Origin of the sequence: Lachnoanaerobaculum sp. ICM7, from assembly GCF_000287675.1 — a bacterium.
GTDB lineage: Bacteria > Bacillota > Clostridia > Lachnospirales > Lachnospiraceae > Lachnoanaerobaculum.
On sequence record NZ_ALJL01000023.1, the window covers coordinates 76,636 to 101,431 of the forward strand.

A 24,796-nucleotide genomic window follows, 5' to 3' on the forward strand; every position below is an offset into this window, starting at 1 on the left:
TGATATCCGAGGGTAAAATTAAATTTAAGCAATTTCGCTGTTTTCGTCTGTTTCTTTTCTCTTTTTTGATCTTACAGATTTATCTCTGTACACAATATCAGGCTCTCCACCGTCAATCGTTTCTTTTGTAATAGTACAAATACCTATATTCGGATCTGAAGGTATTTCATACATCATATCCGTCATCACACCCTCAAGTATAGATCTTAAGCCTCTGGCACCGATTTTTCTCTCAAGCGCAAGGTTGGCCACTTCTTCAACCGCAGATTGATCAAACTCAAGCTTAACGTCATCAAGCTCAAAAAGCTTTTGATACTGCTTAGTAATGGCGTTCTTAGGCTTTGTCATTATCTGTACAAGCGCATCTTTATCAAGCATATCAAGTGATACTGTTACGGGTACACGTCCTATAAACTCAGGTATAAGACCGAACTTGGTCAAATCTCCCGGAAGTACCATCTTGAAAAGCTCATCTATAGACTTTGAGCCCTTTTCCACAACATCTGAATTAAATCCTATGCTGCCCTTTGAAAGTCTGTTCTCAACTATTTTTTCAAGTCCGTCAAATGCACCGCCGCATATAAACAGTATATTTGTAGTATCTATCTGGATAAGTTCCTGTTGAGGATGCTTTCTTCCGCCCTGTGGCGGTACCGAAGCCACACTGCCTTCCAGTATTTTCAGTAAAGCCTGCTGTACACCCTCACCCGACACATCTCTGGTGATAGATACATTCTCAGACTTCTTTGTTATTTTATCTATCTCATCTATATAAATGATTCCATATTCAGCTCTCTTGACATCACCGTCAGCCGCCTGAATAAGTTTAAGAAGAATATTCTCAACATCTTCTCCGACATATCCCGCCTCTGTAAGTGTAGTAGCGTCTGCTATAGCAAAAGGTACATTTAAAATCTTTGCAAGAGTCTGTGCCAAATATGTTTTACCCGAACCTGTAGGTCCAAGCATAAGTATATTACTCTTTTGAATCTCAACTTCCGAGCTTTTCTTTGATTTAATTCTCTTATAATGATTGTATACCGCTACAGACAATACCTTCTTGGCATCATCCTGTCCGATTACATAATCATCAAGGAAATTCTTGATTTCCTTAGGTTTTAAAAGATTTATTTCATTTGAAGCATCATAGTAGTCAGATACTCCGTCAAGCTCCTCTTCAAGTATCTCTGAACATAATTCTATACATTCATCACAAATATATACTCCGTTCGGACCTGAAAGAAGTCGTCTAACCTGATCTGATGTTTTTCCACAAAATGAGCAACATATTTTGTCCTTATTGGCCATGATACCTCCTTAGTGGTGTTCTATAACCTTATCTATGATTCCATAAGAAAGAGCCTCCTCGGCAGACATATAATTGTCTCTTTCAGTATCTCTTTCTATGACTTCTATCGGCTGATTTGTATTCTCCGCCAATATTTTATTTAATTTCTGTTTTGTCTTTAATATTTGTTCTGCAACAATTTTTATATCGCTGGCCTGACCCTGTGCGCCGCCTGAAGGCTGGTGAATCATTATCTCGGCATTTGGAAGAGCATATCTTTTACCCTTTGTGCCTCCTGCCAAAAGGAATGCGCCCATGCTTGCAGCCATACCCATACATATGGTTGATACATCACATTTTACATATTGCATTGTATCATATATAGCCATACCTGCCACAACACTTCCGCCCGGGCTGTTTATATAAAGATTGATATCCTTTGTAGGATCTTCCGATTCAAGGAAAAGAATCTGTGCGACTACAAGACTTGCAGTAACATCATTTACCTCTTCTCCTAAGAAAATTATTCTATCCTTTAAAAGTCTTGAGTATATATCAAAAGCTCTCTCGCCTCTGCTTGTAGACTCAATGACTGTAGGTACTAAACTCATAACTCTCCTATTCTTTAAGAATTTTTTAAAATCCTTTAATACTCCAATAAGCCAGCCTTATGGCTGACTTATTTTTAAATTGGTTTATACTAATTTAGCATTTTCTACTAAAAAGTCAATAGCTTTTTGAACTGCAAGATCATCAGTCATCTGCTTTCTCTCATTCTCGCCAAAGAATCCTTTAATCTTTTCCAAGTCCATCTTATAAGAATCTGCTATCTTCTGAAGCTCTTCATCTATCTCGGCCTCGCTTACAGTAATCTTCTCAGCCTTTGCAACTTCCTCAAGTACAAGTCTTGTCTTGATTTGCTTTAATGCCTGAGGCTTAAACTGATTGTTTAAATCAGCCTTTGTCATACCTGTAATCTGAAGGTACTGATCAAGTGTAATACCCTGGCTCTCCATTCTTCTGCCATAGTCTGCCACAAGTCCTTCAACCTGTGCTTCAACCATAGGCTCAGGAATATCCATAGTAGAAGTCTCAATCAACTTATCCACAACAGCATTCTCATTCTCTGTAGCCGCTCTCTTTGCCTTAGCCTCTGAAAGCTGCTTCTTCAAATCTTCCTTGTACTCAGCCAATGTATCGAACTCGCTGATCTCGCTTGCGAAATCATCATCAAGCTCAGGAAGTTCTTTCTTCTTTATTTCCTTTACGGTACAGGCAAATACTGCAGCCTTACCTGCAAGGTCCTTCATCTGATAGTTCTCAGGGAAAGTGATATTTACATCAAAAGCCTCTCCAACATTATGTCCTATGATCTGATCCTCAAATCCCGGAATAAATGCACCTGAACCGATAACAAGAGGATAATCCTCGCCCTTACCGCCATCAAAAGGAACTCCGTCAATGCTTCCCTCGAAATCAAGTGAAATATTGTCTCCGTTTTCTACAGCTCTTCCCTCAACAGTGATAAGTCTTGCGTTCTTCTCCTGCTCGCTCTTTAATGCACTTGCTATATCCTCGTCGTTAACAACTTCGTCAGCCTTCTTTACTTCGATACCCTTGTACTCACCAAGAGTTACTGCCGGCTTAACTGCAACCAATGCCTCATATACGAAATCTTCGCCTTTTTTAGCATTCTTAATCTCTATCTGCGGTCTTGAAACGATTTCAAGCTCACTGTCTCTTACTGCGCTTGGGTATGTTGCATCAAGCATAAAATCTATAGCATCAGGAATCAGGTTGTCTGAACCATACATCTTCTCAAAAACTTCCTGTGTAACATGTCCTTTTCTAAATCCCGGAACATTGAATTTATTTTTATTTCTCTTAAAGGAATCAGCTATAGCCTTATCAAATTCTTTAGCTTCTACTGTGACTGTAAGCTTTGCCATGTTTTTTTCTAATTTTTGTACTTCTACGCTCATTAAAGTTTCTCCTTGTTTCATAAATGCCCAAAAGAGGCATATCTAATTAACCATTATAACATAAAGATAAATCTCATACAACAGTCATTAAAAAGTTTTAGAATGAAAATTACTTATCGCATGTTACTACCAGGCAGCCTCTTGCGTAATCACTCTCCTTGTAAAGACTTAAAGGCATCACAAGAATATCCTCCACCCTGCTGCCATATTCCTTTACATAGCGCTCTCTATCCTCAGGTGAATAATCATATATACCTGCCGAGTAAATACGTCCGCTCTGCAAATCCACTTCAAACTGCAAATTTTCTGTCTTTATATTTATATTTTTTCCTGCAGCACCTACCGCTGTAGTTTCAAAAACACCCTCAAAGCTATGTTTACCGGCATCAAGCGCTACAACCTTTTCCAGACTCTCACCGGTAGTCGTATCAAAATGTGAAATATCATTTCCGTCAATCTTTAAATCTTTTCCATATAGATGTACAATGGCTCTGTCTCTATTCTCATTATTAAATTCATTAGCCTTTGCCTGTCTCTTTTTATTAAAGCTCATCATAATAACAAAGAGCACCGCCCAAACTACAACTACAATCGCAACAATTAAAAATGTATTATTCATAATTCCTCCAAAAATATTTCCTGCACTTTATATATTAAAGGCACGAATATTATAACAAATATGGTTTAAGTCTACAATGTTTCTATGTCGTTTATATTCAAATATTTTCTTTAATTAGTGCAAGAAATTATGTATACTAATTTTGAACCGGAACAGGCTTATAATTTAAGCATAAGACAATTTATAAAGCAGAATCAACTTATAATACGAAGGAGTACTATGGAAAATATAGAAATAGAAAGAAAATTTCTTGTAAAGGAAATCCCCGATAAACTTGACACCTTTGAAAGAATAGATATGACTCAAGGATATTTAAATACAAATCCTGTAGTCAGAATCCGAAAAGAAAATGATGATTATGTTCTTACTTATAAAGGAAGCGGATTGCTGTCACGAAGCGAATATAATCTTCCGCTTAATGAAGAGTCCTTTGAACATTTACTAAAAAAATGTGACGGTATTATTATATCAAAAAGCAGATATAAAATACCGCTTGAAAATGGCTTGATTGCAGAACTTGATATTTTCAAAGGTGATCTTGACAGTCTCAAACTGGTAGAGGTGGAGTTTGGCTCGGTAGAAGAAGCAAATAATTTTATTCCTCCTGAATGGTTCGGCAAAGACGTTACCACGGACGGCAGATACCACAACTCATATATATCCAAGTACGGATTACTTAAGTGGAGATACTAAAAAAGGACTTGAGCTTTTGCTCAAATCCTTTTTATTTTTCTATTTTATGTATACCGTTTTTAATCCCGGCAAATACACCGTTTGTTTTCTTTCTCCACAATTTATTAAATGTAAACTCCGCTTTAATCAAATGCTCATTTAAATTATTAACCTTATTAAAGTCACTTTTAAACTCCTTCTTCGACTTGCTTCCAAGCAATTGCAGTATATTCTTTATATTACAGCTTCTAATCAACTCATCCTCTAAATTGTAAACTTGTGGTATAAGTATAACATCCTTTATCTTTTTATGTTTCTCTAAAAACTTAGTGTTTTTATCCAAAATAGCTCTACTTTTTGTATCAGTATCAAATACCAACACCACTACCGTATTATCTTTTAAGTTCAACATATGAGTACTTTTTATCTCTCGTTCAACAACATTAAATACATCTATTTTTCCTGGTCTTATAACATTAAATTTTTCATCCTTACACTTACTCAATATCTCTACAAGAACTCTTTCGTTCTCGCCTTCCACATAATAATGGTATTGACCTAATTCCATTGATTTCACCCCGCATCTTCATCTAATACATCATCTATATCATCTTCATATGCCAAATCATATATTAACTCAATTCTTGGTGCCACTGCAAAAATATCATTATCTACTGCATTCCTTACCGAATCTGTTGCTTTCTTTAGTCTGTTTGATACAGACTCACACGAAATAAAAAATTCACCACCTATATTTTCCTTTCTCATGAACAAAAAAGAATGCTTAGGTAAGTCCATATCTGTAATGTCCATATTATGTGTTGTAAAGAACATCTGCTCTCCACTACCGAGTTTAGATATCATTACTGATAGGATAGCTTTCTCAATATCGCTGTGTATATACGAAAACTTCTCATCACAATAATAAAATCCATTTCTATGCTCCATAAGCGCAGTAAGAAAGCCTGCTATTTCAATTCCTGCTTTCGTTCCGCTTGAAAGAATATTGTTAGGGTCCAGTACTTTTCCTTCCTGTATTATAAGATTTTTATTATTCATCACTATGGCATAAGTATGTTCAATTTTGTCAACTTTTTTTATATCGACAATTGAATTGTCTAATGTCATCAACACATTTTTCAAAACTTTTAAATACAATTCATTCTCCAAGTCATCAACTTTTATGTCTCGAATATAGTAATTGGAATCCATAGGATATGTAAAATTCCATCCAAGTCTACTTGATTTTGAAACTTTATCTAAAGCCTCTATTCCCTCAAACACCTCTACTTCTTTTCCAATTTTTAATCTCTCAACACACTTTTCATAGCTGTCACCTTTTTTAATATTTACACACTTCAACGATATTTTGCATCGTTCAATAGAATATTCTTCCTCTTCGGGAGGTATAATAACTTCCAGCGAATATAAAGTATTCTTGTCGGAAACATAGTCGATTGAGAAAATACTTTCTTTTTTATTATCAGATATTCTATCAGTTATATTTAACAATTCCTTCCTCTTCATAAAGTTAAATATATACATTAACATTTTCCCAAAAGAGGTTTTTCCACTTGCATTAGTACCCATAAGTATATTAACTTTCTTATATCTGAAATTAGGAAACCCGGGTAAATACTCTCTTTCTATAGAGCTGTTCACTATCTTTTTAGGGTATGAAAAATTTGCATAAAAATCATCAAACGCACAAATATTCTTCAACTTTACATACATAACAATCATAAGCTTTCTCCTGTTATTACTTCTATTTATAAGAAGTAATAATAGAATTATAGCATATTATAATTATAGAGTCAAAGATAGCAAAGCCTAATTTGAATATAAAAAAGGCTCCGGGAACCTAATCCTAAAGCCTTCTTTTTGCATTATCTCGCAGCCATATAGATATTATACATATCATTATAGTCAAGTGATTTGAAACTTCCTATACTTCTTGATTTTTTATAGGAACAGTTTATTGCCAAGTCCTCACAGTCTTTTTCACTTACCTCTCTGTTAAGAAGCTCATGTAGGCTTACAGGCATTCCGACGGATTTGAAAAATTCAACAGTCTTTTCAATACCTGTATCAGCCGCCTTTTTATCATCAGCCTCAACTACTCCATATACCTTTCTTGCAAAATTTGCAAATCGCTCTATATTTTCATTCTTTACATAATTTGCCCAAGAAGCCCAAATCGCACTTAGAGTTGCACCATGTGTGGAGTCAAAGAGCGCTGATATAGCCATTCCAAGCTGATGACATGACCAGTCACCGTCTCTTGGAGTATCACCTTTTGCTCCAAGACCTGTAAGTCCTATATGCGATACACTTCCACACCACATAACTTCACTCATCGCTTCATAGTCAGTTGGATTTTTTACAGCCTTTACTCCAAACTTTATAATATCTCTAAAAAGTCCCTCGGCCATTTCATCAGTCAAATGATTTCCGAGAATATTTGTAAAATATCTCTCGGCTGTATGCATAAAAATATCTGCCACACCTGCACCTATCTGATACTTCGGTAAAGTGTATGTAAGTTCCGGATCCATTATCGCAAACTTGCATCTGTTAAAATCAGTTGTTATTCCCTTCTTTATACAGCTTCCTGTTACATCATCTGTCAGAACAGCTGAGTCACTGGTTTCAGAGCCTGCTGCTGATATTGTAAGTATGCTACCGCTTGGTAAAGACTTCTCTACCTTTTTTCTTTGAAAGAAAAACTCTTCTATATCGGTACCTTGATTTGCCACACCTATTGCCACAAACTTTGCGGTATCTATTACACTTCCGCCACCCACAGCCAATACAAACTCGGCTCCAAACTTTACAGCCTCCTTTGTCATCTCCTTTGCCTTACTTAAAAGCGGATTCGGTACAACTCCTCCAAGTAAGAGTACATCTATACCTTCAGACTTTATCTTTTCTTCTACCAAATCAATCAGGCCGCTTTTCTTTGCACTGTTTCCACCATAGATAACAGCCACCTTTTTTGCCCCGAAACCTTCAATAAGATTTCCCACTTCTTCTCTTGTTCCTTTACCGAAAACAATTCTTGTAGGTGAATAATAATTGAACTTTTGCATACACTACCTCACATTTCATTTATTCTCTTTATTAAGTCCATATAGTCCTTGCAATATTTTTCATAGAGTGGTTCTAAAATACTCTTGAATTTCATCCTCTCCTCGCCTGATAAAGTATTTATCTCTATCCCTTTATCAACAAGCTCCTTCTCATATATCTTTTCCTGTTCCTCCCAAATTTCTCTCTCATAAATGCTGCTCTCTATGGCAGCCTCCTTTATAATTGCTCTGTCTTTTTCTGAAAGCTTACTCCATGTGACATCAGAGCAAAGTTGCATTTCAGGAACTCTTGTGTGCTCATCCTTTGTGTAATATTTTGCATATTGATAGTGCATAGCCGATATATAAGACGGAATATTATTCTCCGCACCGTCTATCACACCTCTTTCAAGAGAGCCGTAAACCAGACTGTACTCCTGCGCTACAGGCTCAGCACCCAAAGCTCTTATCATATCTTTCATGAGATCTGATTGCTGTACTCTGATTTTTAATCCTGAAAGATCCGATATATCTTCTATCGGCCTCACATTATTATAAAAGTTTCTTGCACCGGCAGTATAAAATGACAGCGGCTCAATACCGGAACCTTCAAACTGTGCAAGAATCTCATCTCCTATCTCACTGTAAAGTACATTCCACATATGCTCCTCATCCCTGTATAAATAAGGCATCTGCAAAACATTCAAAATAGCAATATCATTTGAAAGCGGTGAAATAGAGGCTCTTGTAAAATCAATCCCGCCAAACTTCAGCTGTTTTATAACACTTAGCTCGTCTCCAAGTTTACCGTCATATACTACTTCTATTGCTATTCTTCCATTGCTCTTTTCCTCTACAAGTCTGGCAAACTCAAACGCTCCGAGAGTAGTAGGATAATCCTTTGGGTGGTTTTCCGCATATGTAAAAACATACTCGGTAGTCGGCTTTTTTCTCACACATGAAGTATTAATAATCACAACCGTAATGATTAAAAGCCATATCAGTTTTCTCTTCATCCTTTTATTTTTCCCAAAATATCATTAAATATTTTTTTGTGGTCTTTACCTACAATTCTCTTTGTCAAAATATACCCGTTTGTATTGTCGGTAAAAATTATAAGCATTCCCGGAAATCTCTTTCCGGCTTTGACTCTGCTCCAGTCAATATACTCGTGCTTCCCCTCCACCTCTACGGTTATTCCTTTTTCACCCGGTTCAAGTGTCAATTCCTTCAGTGATTTTACATTTCCTCTTGCTCTGTTATACATCATAAACGGTTGAAAGAGCACAAAGAAAAGTAGAGCAAATACAAGTATTGCTCTAAGAAAATTGTTTACTTCATGCCATCTTGAACTTATAAGTGCAAGCATTGCAAAAGTAAAAATAATATTCACAATTCCCGCAAGTGAAGAATATAGAAAAAAGAACGACAGCTTAAATAGCTCAAAAGCTGTATTCTTGTAGTGAAATTTGTAATTCATAGGGCCTCCATGTTTTAGTGTGAAATTCATACTCATTTTTATATTTTATATCAAAAACCCAGTATTAGCAAACAGGAAGTACTCTTACTAAATAGAACACAGCCATGCTTTTGACATGGCTGTATAATGGCTACTATAATTTTTTAGTTAATAGTAACTTTATATTTTTTCATACATGGATTTTAGTCTATCCATAGCCGGCTTATTTGAATAAATTGATAGTTCAGGAAGCCTTTTATAATTTGGTAACATTTCTAATGTCAAGTAATCATCATATCCTATTTTCTTTAGTGCTTTAATAACTTCCAAAAAGTCTACATCCCCTGCAAATATATCCACAAATGCCCCCAAACCGGTTTGCTCTACTCTATAATCGCTTATATGAATCTTTTTAATATGTCCGCCTAATATTTCTATATAATCACTTGGATCACCTATGTACATAATATTTCCAACATCAAAATAGGCACCCACATATTCAGAGTTTATATCATCCAAAAACTGTTTTATCTCTAGTGGAGATAGCAAAAACTTGTTCCATACATTCTCTATACCTATAGATACTTTATACTTTCTGGCTACTTTTTCCAATTTAAAAAATAATTCATACGCTCTATCATATGCTAGATCATACGATACCTTTTCAGGATTTTTCGCAAAACTACAATTCGTATATCCGGGAATTACTAAAATAGTATCAGCACCAAGTATACTTGCAAACTCTAATTGTCTTTCTATAATATCTTCGGCTTTTTTTCTAATGCTTAAATCATTTGAAACAGGATTATTATCCCACAAAGACCAAACACCGACGCTAGGTATTTCCAAACCATTTGCATTTGCCATTTTTTTGATTTCCAACACTTCGCCTTCTCTCATACTTGGATTTAGATACCCTTCCTTGCTAAGTACCGGTTCAACTCCATCATATTTCATACGACTTATATCAGAAAAGACATTCTTTAAATCTATGTTCTCGGAAAAAGAGAACAGGCTATATCCTAATTTCATATACTATCTCCGAGTGCGACTATTCTTCCTGTCTCTAAAGACTCCTTTATAGCCTCCATAACCTGCATTGTATTTTTAATACTCTTTAAGCTTACTATTTCCGAATCTCTATCTTCATTAATACATTCTACAAAATGTTTCAACTCTGATTGATATGCATCAACACCATACGTAACGATTTCTTCTATACCGTTCTTACTATAAACACTAGAACACCTTATTGCACTTTCTCTATTTTCAAGGTTTTTACCGGCTTTCATTTCATATTCGTAACTAGCATCATCTCCAACCATACACAACTTCATAGTAAATGGATAATTTTCACTCATGCTTATTACTCCATGAATACTCGCAATCAAATTTTCAGAAAAAGTCATACTTGTGTTAACAAAATTCCAAGCATCATTTTCGTCCTTAATACCATTTGCATATACAGTGACAGGTTTTCCAAACAGATACACCAAGAAATCTATATCATGTAAATGCAAGTCAAATAATCCACCACCACTCTTATCGGCCTTTTTATACCATAAACTCCAACTTGGTGGCTCAGATAGTCTGTCAGCTTCTATATACCTTAATTTACCTAGTAGTCCTGTCTCATATATACTCTTTGCATTTATATACTCTTCCCAAAATCTTAACACTTGGCCTAAATACAGTTTTGTATTATTTTTTTCAAGTACCTGAAATATATTCTCTAATGAACTCATACTCAGAGTTATTGGCTTTTCACATATTATATACTTTACGTATTCACTTGCTTTTATAATATACTCTTCATGTAAAAATGTCGGAAGACATATATCCACAAAATCTACAGTTTTTAAATTAAAAGTATCTAATAAATCCTGACTGTAAAGACAATTATATTCTTTGGCAAACTTTTCCCCTTTTTCTTTATCCTTATCTACAATACCAACAAGCTCAACTTCATCCATGCTATTGTATATGGATGCATGAGTTTGTCCCATAAACCCTGCACCTATAATTAATACCCTTAACATTTTCTTCCCCTCATACTCGCTACGTTACTAAAAACTACTGCTGCTGCAATAATGATGCCTGTTATAATTGTTTGTATATAAGTTTCTACCTGTAAAATATTCATAGCATTACTTATAACGCCCATCAAAATACATCCTAGAAAAGCACCTGCTATGCTTCCCTTTCCACCTTCAAATGTAACTCCACCTATAATCGCTGCAGTCAACGCACTTGTTTCGTAACCCAAACCTGCATTTGCGGTTACAGAATCTATTCGGGCTGAAAAAACTATAGCTGCCACAGAGCAAAATATTCCTGATAATGAATATATCAGTATCTTGTACTTGTCTATTTCTATTCCACATAAATAAGCATTTTTCTCATTTCCACCAATAGCCATCAGCCGCTTTCCAACAATAGTTTTATTCATTAGAATATAGGCCAAAATAATCATAAGAATCAGCACTATAAGCATTGCAGGAAAAACCCCAAAAAATTTTGTTTTGCTTAAAACATCAAACACACCTGAGAAACTCATTATTCTTCCCTTAGATATTGTAAGGGATAGACCATAAAATATTTGGCTGGTTCCTAAAGTTATTATGAGTGGAATGCATTTTGATTTTGCTATTATAAAACCATTTAATAGTCCACAAACCAAGCCTATAATGATTCCACCAAATATCACTATAAAAATATTTTGTCCCTTTGCCAGCAATGCAGCCATTACAACTGAAGAAAGTGCCATTATATTTCCAAGAGAGAGATCTATTCCACCACTTATAAGTAACATGCTCATAGCCATAGTAAGTACACCTATTACGGATATTTGACCCAAAATAGTAACTATATTTTTTATAGTTATAAATTTAGGATTTATAACTGTAACACAAGCTATTATTGCAAATATCACAAATAGCAAAAGTATCCTTTGATCTTTAAGTATAAACTTATTCTCTTTCATAATTAATTTACTCCTAAAGCTTTTTCTATGATATTTTCTTCATTTATCTCATCACCTATCAGCTCTGTTTCTATTTTATGGTCCCTAATAACTAACACTCTATCACTCATAGAAATAAGCTCCGGCATATCTGAACTTATCATTATTATACTTTTTCCCTCTTTACAAAGTTTTGACATCTGGCTATAAAACTCCGACTTAGCACCAATATCTATACCTCTCGTTGGTTCATCAAAAATGTAAATATTTTGGTCCATCAATAACCATTTAGCTAATACCACCTTTTGCTGGTTTCCACCTGATAAATATATAACTTCTGTATTTAAACTTGGAACTTTTATATGCAAGTCATTTATCAAAGGAGAAATAGCCTCTTTTTGTTTCTTTACATTATTAAATATCCCTTTAAATATTTTACCTATAGCTACCAAACTGATATTATCCAGAACGCTTGCCCTCAAGCCAAGTCCAAGTGCCTGTCTGTCTTCTGTTATATGTGCAAATCCCTCTTTTATACTATCCTTAGGCGATTTTATTTTCACCAAACTACCATTAACATAGACTTCACCACTATAAAAACTGTCCGCTCCAGTTATTGCTCTAACTATCTCCGTCCTACCGGAACCAACCATTCCGGAGAATCCAAGTATTTCACCTCTTTTTAAAGAAAAACTTATAGGTTCAAACTCTTCATATAGCTTTAAATCTTTTACTTCAAGTACTACATCACCTATCTGATTTTTCTCTCTAGTATAAAAACTATCTATAGATCTTCCCACCATGTCTTTAGTAATTACTCTTAAGTCTATGTCTTTACCTGAATTTTCATAAGTACAAATTGATTTACCATCTCTTATAACACTTATCCTATCAGCTATTTCTCTAACTTCCTCCAGAAAATGAGAAATATATATTATACCAACACCTTTATCAGATATTCTCTTAACCAAGTTTAATACTCTTTTTGCATCTTTAATATTAAACATCGAAGTAGGTTCATCCATAATAAGTATTTTAGGATTAGTTACAAGAGCTTTTAATATTTTTACAAACTGTTTATCTGCCACCGATATATCAGCAACCTTATCTAAAGGATTTAAGTTTATTCCTAAATCTCTTATAAACTCGGATGTCTTATTTATAGCTGCCTTACTATCATAAAAAATAACGTTTTTCTTTATCTCATTTCCTATAAATATATTTTCAGCTATAGACATATTCTGTACCAAATCATTCTCTTGATAGATTATACTTATACCTAAACTTTTAGATAAATTGGGATTCAGCTTTGTATAATTTTCTCCCAGAATATTTATATCTCCACTATCAGGAATATATGCTCCTGATAGTATTTTCATAAAAGTTGATTTACCTGCACCGTTCTCTCCAACCAGACAATGTATCTCTCCTTTTATAAGATTAAAATTAATATCTGATAAAGCATATATTCCTGAAAAGCTCTTTTTTAATCCCTTGATTTCCAATAACTTTTCATCACTCATTATTCTTTCCATTACTTAGTATACACATAATTATATGCGGCATTATAATCATCCCAAGCTATAAAATCATCTAATTTATCCGCACCAACCGGTATTATTGGAAGAGCCTTAAATTTCTCTACCTCCTTATTTAAAACCACGCTGTCATAAAGATTCTGGAATGTTGTTATACCTTGTATACTTACCGGTGCTGTCATATTTGCACTTTCTATACCATCCTGCAGCATTTTGTAATCATCTGGTGATCCGCCTGTTGAAACTATAGGAATATTATCTAAACCTGCATCTTTTACCGCCTTATAACATCCCTGAGCCATCAATCCATTATTTGCAAATATATAATCAAACTCTTTACCTGATGATATTAGGTCTGTAGTAATATTATATGCCTTTTCTGTTTGCCAATCTCCATGTAAGGTAGAAACCACACTTACCTTATCGCCAAATTCTTTTAACGCTCTATCTACACCTTCCTGATACTTCTCATACACTCCTGCACCCTCTTGTCCTGCACAGAAAAAGACTTTTGCATTAGGTTTAGTCTCTGCAATATATTTTATAGCCGCATATCCTATATCATCATATTTACAGGCTATACTTGCAATGTAGTCACCTGAATCATCATTCATCTCAAAGTTTTCCACAGTTACAGGTATTCCTGCTTCATTCGCCATTTTTACCAATGTACTTCCTTGTTCTGTGGATATAGGAAATATAGAAATACCATCTACACCCTGCTGTATTAATGACTCCATCGCTGCAACCGACTCCTCTAAGCTATTTTGAGAATCAAGAATTACCGTTTTCACCTTTACATCTTGTTTTGTTGCAGCATATTCAAAAGCCTTGGCTGAATATTCATTCCATATATCCTTCATATCATAAGCAATATATCCGAAAGTATATTCATCTTTTGTTTCAGCCTTCTCTGTAGCTTGTTGCTTGTCATCTCCTACATTACCACTATCTTTAGCACATGCAGCTAAACCAATACCTAATACCATACAACCAAGTGCAACCAATAATTTACTTTTTCTCATATTTCCCTCCTAAAATGAAAAACCTTTTTTCTTTAAATAAGCTGCTGAATCTATAACAGCCTTAGTTACATCCTCTATGTCCTTTACACCTTTTTCTGTAAACTCTATCTCTATGCTGAAAGGACAATTATTATTTTCCAGCCCTAACTTCTTAAATATTATATCAAAGTCTATATTCCCTTTTCCTAATGCAGGAAAATTCCACTCATTATTTTTTCCAACCTTATCCTTAAGGTGCATATATGCTACATCCTTTATACAAAAATCTATATCGAATTCCGGCCTTACATTACTATAAAAAATAACATTTGCAGTATCATAATTAATACCTACATACTTACTACCCACTTTATCAATTATATCCTTTAATACTCTTGCATTTGAATGCTCACCATGAGTTTCTAGTACAAGTTGTATATCTTCTGACTCTAATATTTCTATTAATTCTTTAATATTTTTTATTAAATCCGCATCTTCACACTCTTTATCTTTTAAATGTGCCTCTCCCACAGAAGATACTATATATTTAGCTCCAAAAAATTTAGCAAGATGTATATTACATATAAAATCTTTCAACCTGTCCTTATCCAAAAGATTAGAATGCCCACTAAATCCTACACATTCCAGATTTAATCTATGCATTAAGTCCTTTATGCTTTGTAGATATTCAAAGCTCATATCTTTATATACATGTTCCGTCCATCCCTTAGTGGCCGTAAGTTCTATATATTTAAATCCGGCTTTTTTTATTTCATAAAGTGTTTCCTCTATACCAAAACCATGATATGTGTTTGTATTTACAGCTATAATTCTTTCCATACTCTCTTTTTCCTAACTCAAAAACAAATCTCCCTCTGAATTCTTGCTAAAATCAAAATGCTTATCAATATAATACTTTGCAGCTCCTATAAATATTGCTGAATCTTTCAGTTTTGTATACTTTATGTTTATATTCTTACAAAACTGTGTAAACCCATTAATTTTTATATTTGTCTGTATCCTATTCAAATACTTCTCTCCCAGTTTCCTACCAATTCCTCCTATCACAATTATTTCTGGATTTAAAATCACAATAATTTTCCCCAAAGCATCACTCAACTCATCTGCTAATTCATATATTAAAGCATCTGCTTTTTCATTCCCCTTAGACGACATCTCTTCAAGGTCCCTAAACAAGAAATCACTATCAAAATCTTTATCTATAAGACCATACTCGATAGCTCTACTTCTAAGAGATAGCTCTCCTATATAATTTTCTAAACACCCCCTATTCCCACAACTACATGGTACACCGTCCTTTTTAATTGACATATGTCCCAACTGCATAGCTAATCCCGTAGTTCCTCTAAGTATTTTTGAATCATGTATAAAACTTGCTCCCACTCCTTCATTTATATTTATATATGCATAGTTTGCACTCTCCACAGAACCAAAAGTATTTTCTGCATATGCTAAACTCGTAGTATCATTAAAAAAAGCAAGTCCATATTCTCGTGGAATATAATCTCTCAAATCATCTATAAATGTTTCATTCTTTTCCATATCAAGAACCATAGTGATTATATTCCTATTAACATTATCTATTATTGCCGGTAATACTATACATACACCTAATATTTCTGATGCGTACTTTTTCAATTTTTCTATTATAATATCAGATAGATACTTTACATATATTTTACCTTTATATGTATAGCTGTAGTTTTCTCGTACCTCATATGATAGTGTGATCAAGTCTATTTCTACACTTTTTTTCATTATATTGACTACCAATATAAATCTATCTTTATTCACTACTAGTCCATTAGGTTTACGTCCTTGTACTCCACTCTCTACTGTACCAATGTCTACAAGCATTTTTTCATTTATCAATTCATCCACCAACAATGATACCGTTGATTTACTGAGTTTGGTTTTACTTGCAAGTCTTGCTCTGGATATACCCTCGTTGTTAGATATTATATTGTATAAATTCTTCTTATTTTTATTCTTTATAACTTGTTGATGAGTCATTATTCCCCCTATAATTCATAGTGGATTTAGTTCGTTCGTCGTACTTATTAAATGTAGTATATTATATATTTTTTTGTATTTCAATATACTTTGTTTATAAATTGTATTTTTAGTTAAATATATAAGTTTTATTGTGTTGTATTACATATTATCCTTTTATAATTTATGTATTTTAATTTTTTGATATGTTTTAATTAAATATTTTTGTATATTATAGTTTTTTTCTCTGAATGTATTATATTAATGATTTGTAATCGTCAATTCAAGTACACCTCCACATAAATATACTTCCACTATAATATGATGAACAGATATAAACAAGACCCTAATCACCTGTACAATAGCCTGTCCTGCAGTCGGGTCAAAGTACCCTTCCTAATTCTTGAAACCACTCCCCATCGGTCTCATCTCACTTTCGTTAAATTGTTGTTAGGACTTCATCCTCTAATATCCTAAGTAAAGTTGGTTTTCATTTTTCCAGGCCAATCATAAAAAATACAAAAATAACAGCCACCTCTTTCAAAGTGACTGCTATAAGTCTTTTCATAATATTAATCTGTACTATCTGCTTTTTTTCTTCAGCATTTCTTATTTAAAACGTTCTCATTCTTACATCTTCTTATTATATAAAGAAATTCTTGCTTCCTTACAATCTGAGTACAATGTACTAATCTACCTAAAAACTGGTGGCTAATTGCAAAGTTCTGTATTTTCAGAACCACATTGTTCACAAATACTTTTAGATTTAGCTTCTGCTACTCTCACACACTCAGCTATCTTTCTCTCTAATGAATCCTATTCTCCATCTGGAAACATTCTAATACTTCCAGCACCCATAAAATCAAAAACCTGAATTCCAAGCTCTTTTCCTGGAAGAACAAAATAAAATCTGAGCTGTACAAATTTGGATTTAACCTGGACAACCCTTATTGTAACTGGTTGATTATATTCCTTATAAATCTCTTCAATTCTAATGCAAAGGTCAAAAAGTAATTTATACCACCCATCTCCAACCTCGAAACCATAGTTTTCACAAAGAGTATAGCCTTTAACAAACTCGCATGCTTTATCGACGTGAAGTTCAAGTCCCTTTAACCATGCAAAGGTGTCCTGAAGCTTCTCATCTAATTCCTTTTTCAAATAATCACAATTTCATTATGATTCTTCTGATAAAACACCCCTCTTTATTAAATTAATAGCACCTTCTACTGTTACTTTCTTCATGAGCAAGAAAAACATCGGAAGCGACAGCTTAGACATGAGCTCTGGAATAGTGGCAGTACAGTAATCCTCTGTTTCCAATGGTGCCATCTCAAAAAGATCATAGTCAATAATAGTAGTTGCTGTAATATCATAATATCCGTCTTCTGTAATATAAATGCGAGGTGTCTGTAAATGATTGGGAGCATACAATTTACCTTCAATACCATCATGAGAAGAAGGCCAGACTCTTGCGTTTATAAAATTTAAGAGTCTATAAATATCAGCTAAGTCTTCTGAACGTTCTTTAATCCAGCTAGATGCGTTCTCTGTAAAGAAAACCCTTGTTTCCATATAAGTATCTAGGAATTCAATACTACATTCCAGTACTTTGTCAGGGCATGTAGTATATCCTTCAAAGGCCATTACAATGCTACCATCCCCGTTATGTAGATGTTCAAAATACTTAATATTTCTTTCTCTAAGATAAGTAACCATTTTTCGTCTTGCTTCAGTCTTATTCAAAAATCATCTCCTTATATTAAAAGTGCTATAACAACCAAAAATAAATCAAATATGAGTATAATACAATCTCGTTTCTTCTTTAATCCAGCTTCCGTTTTAAAAAACCAGTTCCGCTGCCACAGGTATCATATGCAACAACTTTTATTTTGCTTTCTATTCTCAGTTTGGCTTCTTCAAAATCTATTAACATAAGCAGAGTAATGTGTGGTCGCTATACTTGCCTACACCACTACAGTTATAAATAATTTCAGTGTCTTTTCCAAAAGCAGTTCTAGCACTTGTGCTAAGAATGATGTGATCTATACATGATTCCTCGTTAAAGAAGTTATTTCTTACAGCCTTTGTTCCAGATGCACCAGAAACAATGTATCCATCTTCCATCAGTTTATTTAAGTTTGATGAACTCTTCGATTCCTGCATATCTCCTGCAAAAATTACATTTGCATCCTTATTATTGTGAAGTGCCTCATGTAATAACTCCCACTGCCGATCGTGCAGCCTTCTTCTCTCTGCAATGTACCAGTCAGCCTGATACTTAAAGTTCTGGATCTGGGTAAGATGCGAATTAATTATATGTGTTTCAACTCCATTCAATTCTGCTACAACATAGCACGTTCTATTAGGAAGCTCTGAATCTAATTCAACTACTCGGTAACTACCAAGTGCATCTCGCCTAATCAATGTTACAGACATAATCGATTTGAAATGCTTGACATAATCAAATCCAGCCGGAACGAATAATTCATACTCCGGATATAGTGACCTAAGCGAAGTCAAGAATTTATTGTTGCAACCCGCTAAGATCTCTTGAAACATAACTATCAAAGGAAATTCATATGTCTCCTTTATACCTTTTGCTGTATCTTTAAGTTTCTGATCGAATGATATAGTTTTATTTACTGGTCTGTGACCATTCTCATTGTAACAAACAATACTATTATTTCTTTTCATAACCAAATTCCTCCTTATAAAATCTCATACAAAGTTGCCCTATTTACACTCTTCTTCGCAGCGCCAGATTGGGTTCTAACTATAGCTACATTCTTAAATTCATTCTTACCTAATTTAGACACAAATACTTTTCCTACAGTAGCGCGATTTGTTGATGGTTTTCCATCTGACACCATGTGTATATTCTTAAATGTTTCAGAAGCAGTAAGTAAATCAAATGTAGTCCCTGCCGGATTTTCTTTGATAAATACTTTAACCTCTTCGATTACTTCATCAATTATTTCAGGTAAAGCCTTCTTATTTTCAGTAGGAACTGCAAGTCCGTAATGCTGCATCAAAATATCAACTGTTAACTGACTTATACTAAGTCCTTTTACCTCGGCATCCTTCTGTATCACATTTTTTAGGTTCTCTGGCGGGTATAATTGTATTCTTTCCACATCTCTCTCCTTTCATTGGTGGAGCATTTCTGCTTAGCCACTTCTCTTGTTAATCTGGATCATAGCTGTCATAAAAATCATCGAGAGTGTATTCATTATCGCACCCAAGCAGCTCCTCGATAAACTCTTCTTCCGAGCTATAACCTAATTCTTCATACTCTGTCATAAGTATTCCAACCTTTCGCATTATTCCGATTAAATCACCCGTTAAATATAGTATACTGCGCTATTCCGTACAACTTACGCGGTACGATTGCACTATAGCATATTTTTCCTATTTTGACAAGCCACTTCTAATGCTCTTTATATATTTTATTATATTATATTTATTTATTTTAAATACCAATATTCAAGTTTTCCCACATAAAAAAGACGGGTTGAATTTCAACCCGTCCCTGATGTCAAAGCCTTTTCTATTACTTTTTTGTTATTACTTAGCAGCCTTATTCTGGTTTACCAAGATATTTGTTGTTCCTGCATCCTTGCCTGCATTGAACTGATCCCAAAGAAGATCCATTGAAAGCTGAACGCCCTTGCCCTGGCTTAACTTATCATCTTTATCTGTTCTGTTCTCTGTTGTACCTGTTGTGTAAACACCCTTTGCATCAGGATCCATAGCTACACCAACGAAGATATCAAGTCTTTGATCTGTAGCAGGTGCACACTTAATAATGTTGTTCTGTAAAGCCTTCTTTAAATCTACATCATCAAGAGCTGACAATCTAACAAAGTCAACACCGCCAACTGTGAAGAATCTGTCATCATTAGGTACTTCGCTTGCTACGGCCTTAGCAAGTTTGAATGTATCTTCATTTCCTGTATTCTTAGGATTATACTGCTCTCTGTGAATATATACGGCAACACCGATCATATCCTCAAGATTTCCCATATCCTTCTTATCAAGTGTCTTTGCTTCAAACTTAATATTGCTAAGCTTTGCTGCGATATCACCGACATTTACGATATCTGAACGGAATACCTGTGCATATCCCGGATACATATTGTCAACTGTTATCTGAATCTTACCGCTTGCATCTGTAACTGCCTTATTGTATGGTCCAACTTTCTTTGATAATCCCTCTTTGTCTACAAGTTCTGCATTGAATTCAACACTGTTGTATCCCTTTGATCTCTCTTTGTAAGCGTCGATTGTTCCCGGTGCCGCAATACTGTTGTAGTCCTTAGGACCTCTTAAGAAGAACTGATCACCAACAAATCCCGACTCATCTATACCGTCTACGATTGACCAGCCTGCGCCCTTCATTGTCTCATCTGAGTACTGTCCGTATAATCCAAGGTCAACGAACCTTACACCGAAATCTCCTGTTGTTGCCTTAGTTGTTACGTTTAATGAATCTGTCCAATAAGCATAACCTGTTCCTGCCAATACTAACCCCAATGCTACTATTCCACCAACTAATGTGTTTCTTCTTGATTTTCTCATCTTTCCCTCCTAAAAATCGGATATTAAATTGTGAATCATGATTTCAATTTTTGAAAAACGGGTATTTTCTCGTTTTTCACTTATGTCCCAATTGTATAGCATTTGTTACATTTATAAAATGTACTCAAGTCATAATTTGGACTACCACTAAAGTAGTATATGAATATCAAATCTAAACATTACTCTCAAAGAAGTATATATATTCCTTTGAAAGTATGTATATCTTACCGTCCTTAGGCAGCTTGTTTTCACCTTCAATATAAAGTACGGACTCTCTGATTTCATCTGCCAATTCTATCAGATCTGTAATACTTTTTACTCTTATTTCAGACTTTTGCGAAATATCCGGTATATTCTCGATGCAAACCATTCTGCTGCCGTACTTTCTCATCAACTCTGAAAGTTTCTTTTGTTCAAGTTCCTTTCCCTCCATATTTGAAGTAAAGAATCTTACAAATACAATAATACCTGCAGCTACAAAAAGCAATAATATAAATATCGCATAAGAACTGAAAGCAGGCATAACATTAACAAGATTTGACTCTTTAATATCACCACTGTCCTCCTCTAGCTCGGACTTTCTTATTTCATAGAATTTATCATTGTTTATAGGTATATCAATTCTGTATGAAAAAGGCTTTTCCTCTCCGTCCACAGTATATTTTCCGCTAAGCTCAACATAGAAATCCTTTCCTGTTTCTCCGCCAAGTGCATCTTCTATCTCCTGTGCATAATTTCTGTATGTTGCTCTGTCTATACTTAGACTTTCATTTATTGATGCACTGCTTGTAACACTCTCAATCACCCTGCCCTCAATAACAGGATATATTTTTTCATATACAGGAACTTTATCTTCATCTTTTCCGGTTTGATATCCTTCCAAAACAGCCTGTATAATGTAGTCTCCGGATATACTGACAGCATTTGTCATAGCTATTTCAGAATTAAAATCAATATTTATAAAATCCGTAATCGCACTTGGATATACCCTTCCTTCTTCCAAAAACTCTTCTTCAAAAACATTGTTTTCTTTCAGATGTACCCTATAAGAAGCACCTGTTGTTATATTATAGGAATTTACCACCACTTCCTCTGTCCGGGTATGCGGTCTTATATTTATAAATAAAAGTATCAAACTTATCAGACACAATATACCGCCTACAGTATAAAGAAAAATTCTTGTATTTTTTGTCAATTTAATATCTTCTTTTTTATCCTGTTCCAAGGTATGTACATCTTTTGTCTTTTTCTTGTTCTCTTTTATGATTTTCATTAATTGTCTATAACTCCCTCCGGAATTTTATCCTGTCCTTTCAGTATCAATGTCGGCAAACCAATCTTAGGTACAACTTTTATCACTGTACCCTTTACATCATTCGGCTGTACTTTCTCTTCATCAACCGCATTATTGTTATCTCCCTTAGTCTCAAAGCTTACATTACCCGCTTCGTCTTTAAATACTTCTTTAATTCTATGGGTTATTATGATATTCCCCCGCTTAAAGTTTATAATATCACCCTCTGAAAGCTCATATATTTCATCTTCATTTGATATTTTATGCACAAGTACCACATCTCCCGGCATTATTAAAGGTTCCATACTCCCTGTAAGTATTACAGAAGGATATACCGGAAATACCCCCACGCAAAACCAGGCAAAAGCTGTTGCAACTAAAAGTGAAATCAGATACATCACATCACTTTTTTTATTTTCTATACTTTTTCTTCCGGTTGCAAAAACATGATCCGATATAAACACGGCATAGATAATCGGGAAAGCAATTCCTATAGCTCCGTCAAGAAGCCATGACAATTCCGGCAATACCGGAAAGCATTTTTCAAAAATCTGTATTATCCCGATATACACTACACTTGGCAAAACACCTCCGTAGAATACAAATACAGACATGAGAATATTCTTTGCCGCTATCGGCAATAAAATCTGTGTACTGTATATAAACAACTCTTTGAATTCTTTTATAGCCAAAAGACTTCCAAAGTTGATTTCTATAAGGCACATTATTATTGTTATAAGAAATATAGCTGTTCTCTTATGTTTTAAAGTTTTACATACAGCCGCAAATGAATAATACCTAACCATTTCCTTTGCTGTAATTGCAGGTATTATTGTCAAAGCATTTACAAATATTCCTGAAATTGATGTATCATAGGGGCTGGCTCCCAACTTTTTCATAAAAACAGCAGGCACAAATTTCAGTGCTATAAATATTATCCCCCCGGATAAACCGTATCCGACAAGATATCTGCTTGCCGGATTTTTTACAGGTATATAAAGCCATGGTAAAATAAAAAGTATAATGCCTATAAGAGTGCACCAATATAATGATGTAATAAAAGGCATACCTGAGCTCTTTACTTTAAGGTATGGTAAAGCCGGAATTATAACACATAATAAAAGTATACTTGCATAAATAATATATTTTTTTTCAAGGCTTATCTTTTTCATATTATTTTAATTCTTTGATATTTTCAGGCTTATCTTCATTTATAGGTTTATAATTTTCCTGTAATGTTTCTGCAGACTTTTTCGGCCTTATAACAAGATCTCTTTGATCGGGCTTAACAATATCATTTTGTTCGGATTTTTTAACTGTATCTTCCTTTTCCTCTTTTATAGTCGCACTTTCATCCGACTTAACTTCTTTTGTCTCTACCTCTTCTTTTACTTCTATTTGTGCATCATAAATAAATGCAACATTTGCTTTTACCTTCAACTCATCTTTCCAGTATGCCCATGAAGTCAGGCAGAATATTGAAGCCATTGCCGATGCGGCTATACATAAACAAATTCTTTTTTTCATATTCCTCTCCTATTTACCGCCGTCCTGCACTTTAGATCCTCCCTGAAATACATCAAAAGGTATATCACAGGAATATGTCACCACTACACCGTTTCCTACTGAAGCTACAAGATTTCCTTCATTAAAATCTAGATCTATACTTTCCTGCATTTTCTCACTGTTTATAATGAAACTTACCGGCAATTCAAGTATTTTTTCTGCACTGTCAGCTTGAAGTTTTAAATAAATCTGTCCGCCAAACTCATCATTTGACTCTTCACTTAAAGTCTTGTAAACTTCAAACTGCAGAGGTTGCATAAAAGCAGCCTCATCTTCTCCAAGAGAATAAGCCACTCCCTCATATGCAAGCACAGCCTTATCAGCTTTCAACTCCAAGACCTCTCCTGTCTTTGTCATATCAAGCTTTGTATAATTTAATTTATTAACGGTACTGTCCTCTGAAGTTGTAAGAGGAAAATCCAATTTCAAGAGTTTTCCTTCAAGTAATGAATTCACAGGTAACCCTTCATTAAATGTAATCTCAACTTCCTTATCTGTTGTTCTGAATTCGGCACCTATCAAGTTTTCACTATCTCCACTTTCATCAGTCAGATATACCGAATACTTTTCATCAGCATCTTCATCAAATAAAACATCCAACACTCCGCTTGTCATCTTTACCTCTGCCGATAAAGCCGAATGCCAACTTGAATAAGCCCCTCCTATTGTAGCCAATCCGAAAAATAAAATTAAAAATACATACGGTTTTTTTGAAAACATTTTTTTCCTGCGCATACTCCCTCTATCCTA

General features: G+C 34.4%; 27 protein-coding genes. 1 reads left to right on the forward strand and 26 read right to left on the reverse strand.

Annotated features, from left to right (window positions below):
* Nucleotides 1-24: 24 nt before the first annotated feature.
* The 4 genes from clpX to HMPREF1140_RS07395 all read right to left on the reverse strand — a co-directional run bounded on the left by clpX (nt 25) and on the right by HMPREF1140_RS07395 (nt 3,889).
* Nucleotides 25-1,308, reverse strand: a complete 1,284-nt coding sequence (gene clpX, locus HMPREF1140_RS07380) for an ATP-dependent Clp protease ATP-binding subunit ClpX (protein ID WP_009663342.1) — start codon at nt 1,306-1,308, stop codon at nt 25-27.
* Nucleotides 1,309-1,317: 9 nt separating this feature from the next.
* Nucleotides 1,318-1,899, reverse strand: coding sequence for an ATP-dependent Clp endopeptidase proteolytic subunit ClpP (gene clpP / locus HMPREF1140_RS07385; RefSeq protein WP_007595427.1), 582 nt, complete (start codon nt 1,897-1,899; stop codon nt 1,318-1,320).
* An 84-nt stretch (nt 1,900-1,983) separates the two neighbouring features.
* Nucleotides 1,984-3,270 (reverse strand): trigger factor, encoded by a 1,287-nt coding sequence (tig, locus tag HMPREF1140_RS07390; protein ID WP_009663294.1) that lies wholly within the window; start codon nt 3,268-3,270, stop codon nt 1,984-1,986.
* Nucleotides 3,271-3,379: 109 nt separating this feature from the next.
* Nucleotides 3,380-3,889 carry a hypothetical protein gene (locus HMPREF1140_RS07395; protein WP_009663217.1) on the reverse strand — a complete coding sequence of 170 codons (510 nt, stop codon included), beginning with the start codon at nt 3,887-3,889 and terminating at the stop codon, nt 3,380-3,382.
* A 219-nt stretch (nt 3,890-4,108) separates the two neighbouring features.
* On the opposite strand from HMPREF1140_RS07395, the gene HMPREF1140_RS07400 reads away from it, so the two are divergent.
* Nucleotides 4,109-4,582: a CYTH domain-containing protein gene (locus HMPREF1140_RS07400; protein WP_009663284.1), complete on the forward strand. Its 474-nt coding sequence runs from the start codon at nt 4,109-4,111 to the stop codon at nt 4,580-4,582.
* A 31-nt stretch (nt 4,583-4,613) separates the two neighbouring features.
* Here HMPREF1140_RS07400 and HMPREF1140_RS07405 read toward each other — a convergent pair whose 3' ends face one another.
* The 22 genes from HMPREF1140_RS07405 to HMPREF1140_RS07505 all read right to left on the reverse strand — a co-directional run bounded on the left by HMPREF1140_RS07405 (nt 4,614) and on the right by HMPREF1140_RS07505 (nt 24,781).
* Complete coding sequence (locus HMPREF1140_RS07405; RefSeq protein WP_009663368.1) at nt 4,614-5,129, reverse strand: hypothetical protein; 516 nt, start codon at nt 5,127-5,129, stop codon at nt 4,614-4,616.
* A 5-nt stretch (nt 5,130-5,134) separates the two neighbouring features.
* Nucleotides 5,135-6,304, reverse strand: coding sequence for an AAA family ATPase (locus tag HMPREF1140_RS07410; protein WP_009663174.1), 1,170 nt, complete (start codon nt 6,302-6,304; stop codon nt 5,135-5,137).
* Between the two features lie 143 nt (nt 6,305-6,447).
* Nucleotides 6,448-7,650: an iron-containing alcohol dehydrogenase gene (locus HMPREF1140_RS07415; RefSeq protein ID WP_009663275.1), complete on the reverse strand. Its 1,203-nt coding sequence runs from the start codon at nt 7,648-7,650 to the stop codon at nt 6,448-6,450.
* 8 nt (nt 7,651-7,658) lie between these two features.
* Nucleotides 7,659-8,645: a TRAP transporter substrate-binding protein gene (locus tag HMPREF1140_RS07420; RefSeq protein WP_009663400.1), complete on the reverse strand. Its 987-nt coding sequence runs from the start codon at nt 8,643-8,645 to the stop codon at nt 7,659-7,661.
* Nucleotides 8,642-9,109: a YcxB family protein gene (locus HMPREF1140_RS07425; protein WP_009663209.1), complete on the reverse strand. Its 468-nt coding sequence runs from the start codon at nt 9,107-9,109 to the stop codon at nt 8,642-8,644. The genes HMPREF1140_RS07420 and HMPREF1140_RS07425 overlap by 4 nt, the downstream gene beginning before the upstream one ends.
* A gap of 159 nt (nt 9,110-9,268) precedes the next feature.
* Nucleotides 9,269-10,120, reverse strand: coding sequence for a sugar phosphate isomerase/epimerase family protein (locus tag HMPREF1140_RS07430; protein ID WP_009663253.1), 852 nt, complete (start codon nt 10,118-10,120; stop codon nt 9,269-9,271).
* A complete protein-coding gene (locus HMPREF1140_RS07435) occupies nt 10,117-11,127 on the reverse strand; it encodes a Gfo/Idh/MocA family protein (RefSeq protein ID WP_009663333.1) in 1,011 nt (336 codons plus the stop codon). The genes HMPREF1140_RS07430 and HMPREF1140_RS07435 overlap by 4 nt, the downstream gene beginning before the upstream one ends.
* A complete protein-coding gene (locus tag HMPREF1140_RS07440) occupies nt 11,121-12,071 on the reverse strand; it encodes an ABC transporter permease (protein WP_009663279.1) in 951 nt (316 codons plus the stop codon). Before HMPREF1140_RS07440 ends, HMPREF1140_RS07435 begins: the two co-directional genes overlap by 7 nt.
* 2 nt (nt 12,072-12,073) lie before the next feature.
* Nucleotides 12,074-13,573: a sugar ABC transporter ATP-binding protein gene (locus HMPREF1140_RS07445; protein WP_009663213.1), complete on the reverse strand. Its 1,500-nt coding sequence runs from the start codon at nt 13,571-13,573 to the stop codon at nt 12,074-12,076.
* 11 nt (nt 13,574-13,584) lie between these two features.
* Nucleotides 13,585-14,613, reverse strand: coding sequence for a sugar ABC transporter substrate-binding protein (locus HMPREF1140_RS07450; protein ID WP_009663276.1), 1,029 nt, complete (start codon nt 14,611-14,613; stop codon nt 13,585-13,587).
* 9 nt (nt 14,614-14,622) lie between these two features.
* Entirely contained in the window at nt 14,623-15,432 is an 810-nt protein-coding gene (locus tag HMPREF1140_RS07455; protein ID WP_009663303.1) for a sugar phosphate isomerase/epimerase family protein, read from the reverse strand.
* A gap of 12 nt (nt 15,433-15,444) precedes the next feature.
* Nucleotides 15,445-16,626 carry an ROK family transcriptional regulator gene (locus HMPREF1140_RS07460; RefSeq protein WP_009663372.1) on the reverse strand — a complete coding sequence of 394 codons (1,182 nt, stop codon included), beginning with the start codon at nt 16,624-16,626 and terminating at the stop codon, nt 15,445-15,447.
* A gap of 795 nt (nt 16,627-17,421) precedes the next feature.
* Entirely contained in the window at nt 17,422-17,766 is a 345-nt protein-coding gene (locus HMPREF1140_RS07465; protein WP_009663196.1) for a hypothetical protein, read from the reverse strand.
* Nucleotides 17,767-17,781: 15 nt separating this feature from the next.
* Complete coding sequence (locus HMPREF1140_RS07470; protein ID WP_009663395.1) at nt 17,782-18,351, reverse strand: hypothetical protein; 570 nt, start codon at nt 18,349-18,351, stop codon at nt 17,782-17,784.
* A gap of 183 nt (nt 18,352-18,534) precedes the next feature.
* Nucleotides 18,535-19,302, reverse strand: a complete 768-nt coding sequence (locus HMPREF1140_RS07475) for an endonuclease/exonuclease/phosphatase (RefSeq protein WP_009663223.1) — start codon at nt 19,300-19,302, stop codon at nt 18,535-18,537.
* A gap of 14 nt (nt 19,303-19,316) precedes the next feature.
* Nucleotides 19,317-19,742 carry a hypothetical protein gene (locus tag HMPREF1140_RS07480; protein WP_009663160.1) on the reverse strand — a complete coding sequence of 142 codons (426 nt, stop codon included), beginning with the start codon at nt 19,740-19,742 and terminating at the stop codon, nt 19,317-19,319.
* Nucleotides 19,743-19,791: 49 nt separating this feature from the next.
* Nucleotides 19,792-19,929 carry a hypothetical protein gene (locus HMPREF1140_RS13405; protein WP_156789899.1) on the reverse strand — a complete coding sequence of 46 codons (138 nt, stop codon included), beginning with the start codon at nt 19,927-19,929 and terminating at the stop codon, nt 19,792-19,794.
* 243 nt (nt 19,930-20,172) lie between these two features.
* Complete coding sequence (locus HMPREF1140_RS07485) at nt 20,173-21,186, reverse strand: hypothetical protein (protein WP_009663410.1); 1,014 nt, start codon at nt 21,184-21,186, stop codon at nt 20,173-20,175.
* A gap of 172 nt (nt 21,187-21,358) precedes the next feature.
* Entirely contained in the window at nt 21,359-22,459 is a 1,101-nt protein-coding gene (locus tag HMPREF1140_RS07490; protein WP_009663311.1) for a DUF5305 domain-containing protein, read from the reverse strand.
* Nucleotides 22,459-23,652, reverse strand: coding sequence for a signal peptidase I (locus tag HMPREF1140_RS07495; protein ID WP_009663218.1), 1,194 nt, complete (start codon nt 23,650-23,652; stop codon nt 22,459-22,461). Before HMPREF1140_RS07495 ends, HMPREF1140_RS07490 begins: the two co-directional genes overlap by 1 nt.
* 1 nt (nt 23,653) lies before the next feature.
* A complete protein-coding gene (locus tag HMPREF1140_RS07500) occupies nt 23,654-24,007 on the reverse strand; it encodes a hypothetical protein (RefSeq protein WP_009663390.1) in 354 nt (117 codons plus the stop codon).
* A 9-nt stretch (nt 24,008-24,016) separates the two neighbouring features.
* Nucleotides 24,017-24,781 carry a hypothetical protein gene (locus HMPREF1140_RS07505; protein ID WP_035620120.1) on the reverse strand — a complete coding sequence of 255 codons (765 nt, stop codon included), beginning with the start codon at nt 24,779-24,781 and terminating at the stop codon, nt 24,017-24,019.
* Nucleotides 24,782-24,796 lie beyond the last annotated feature (15 nt).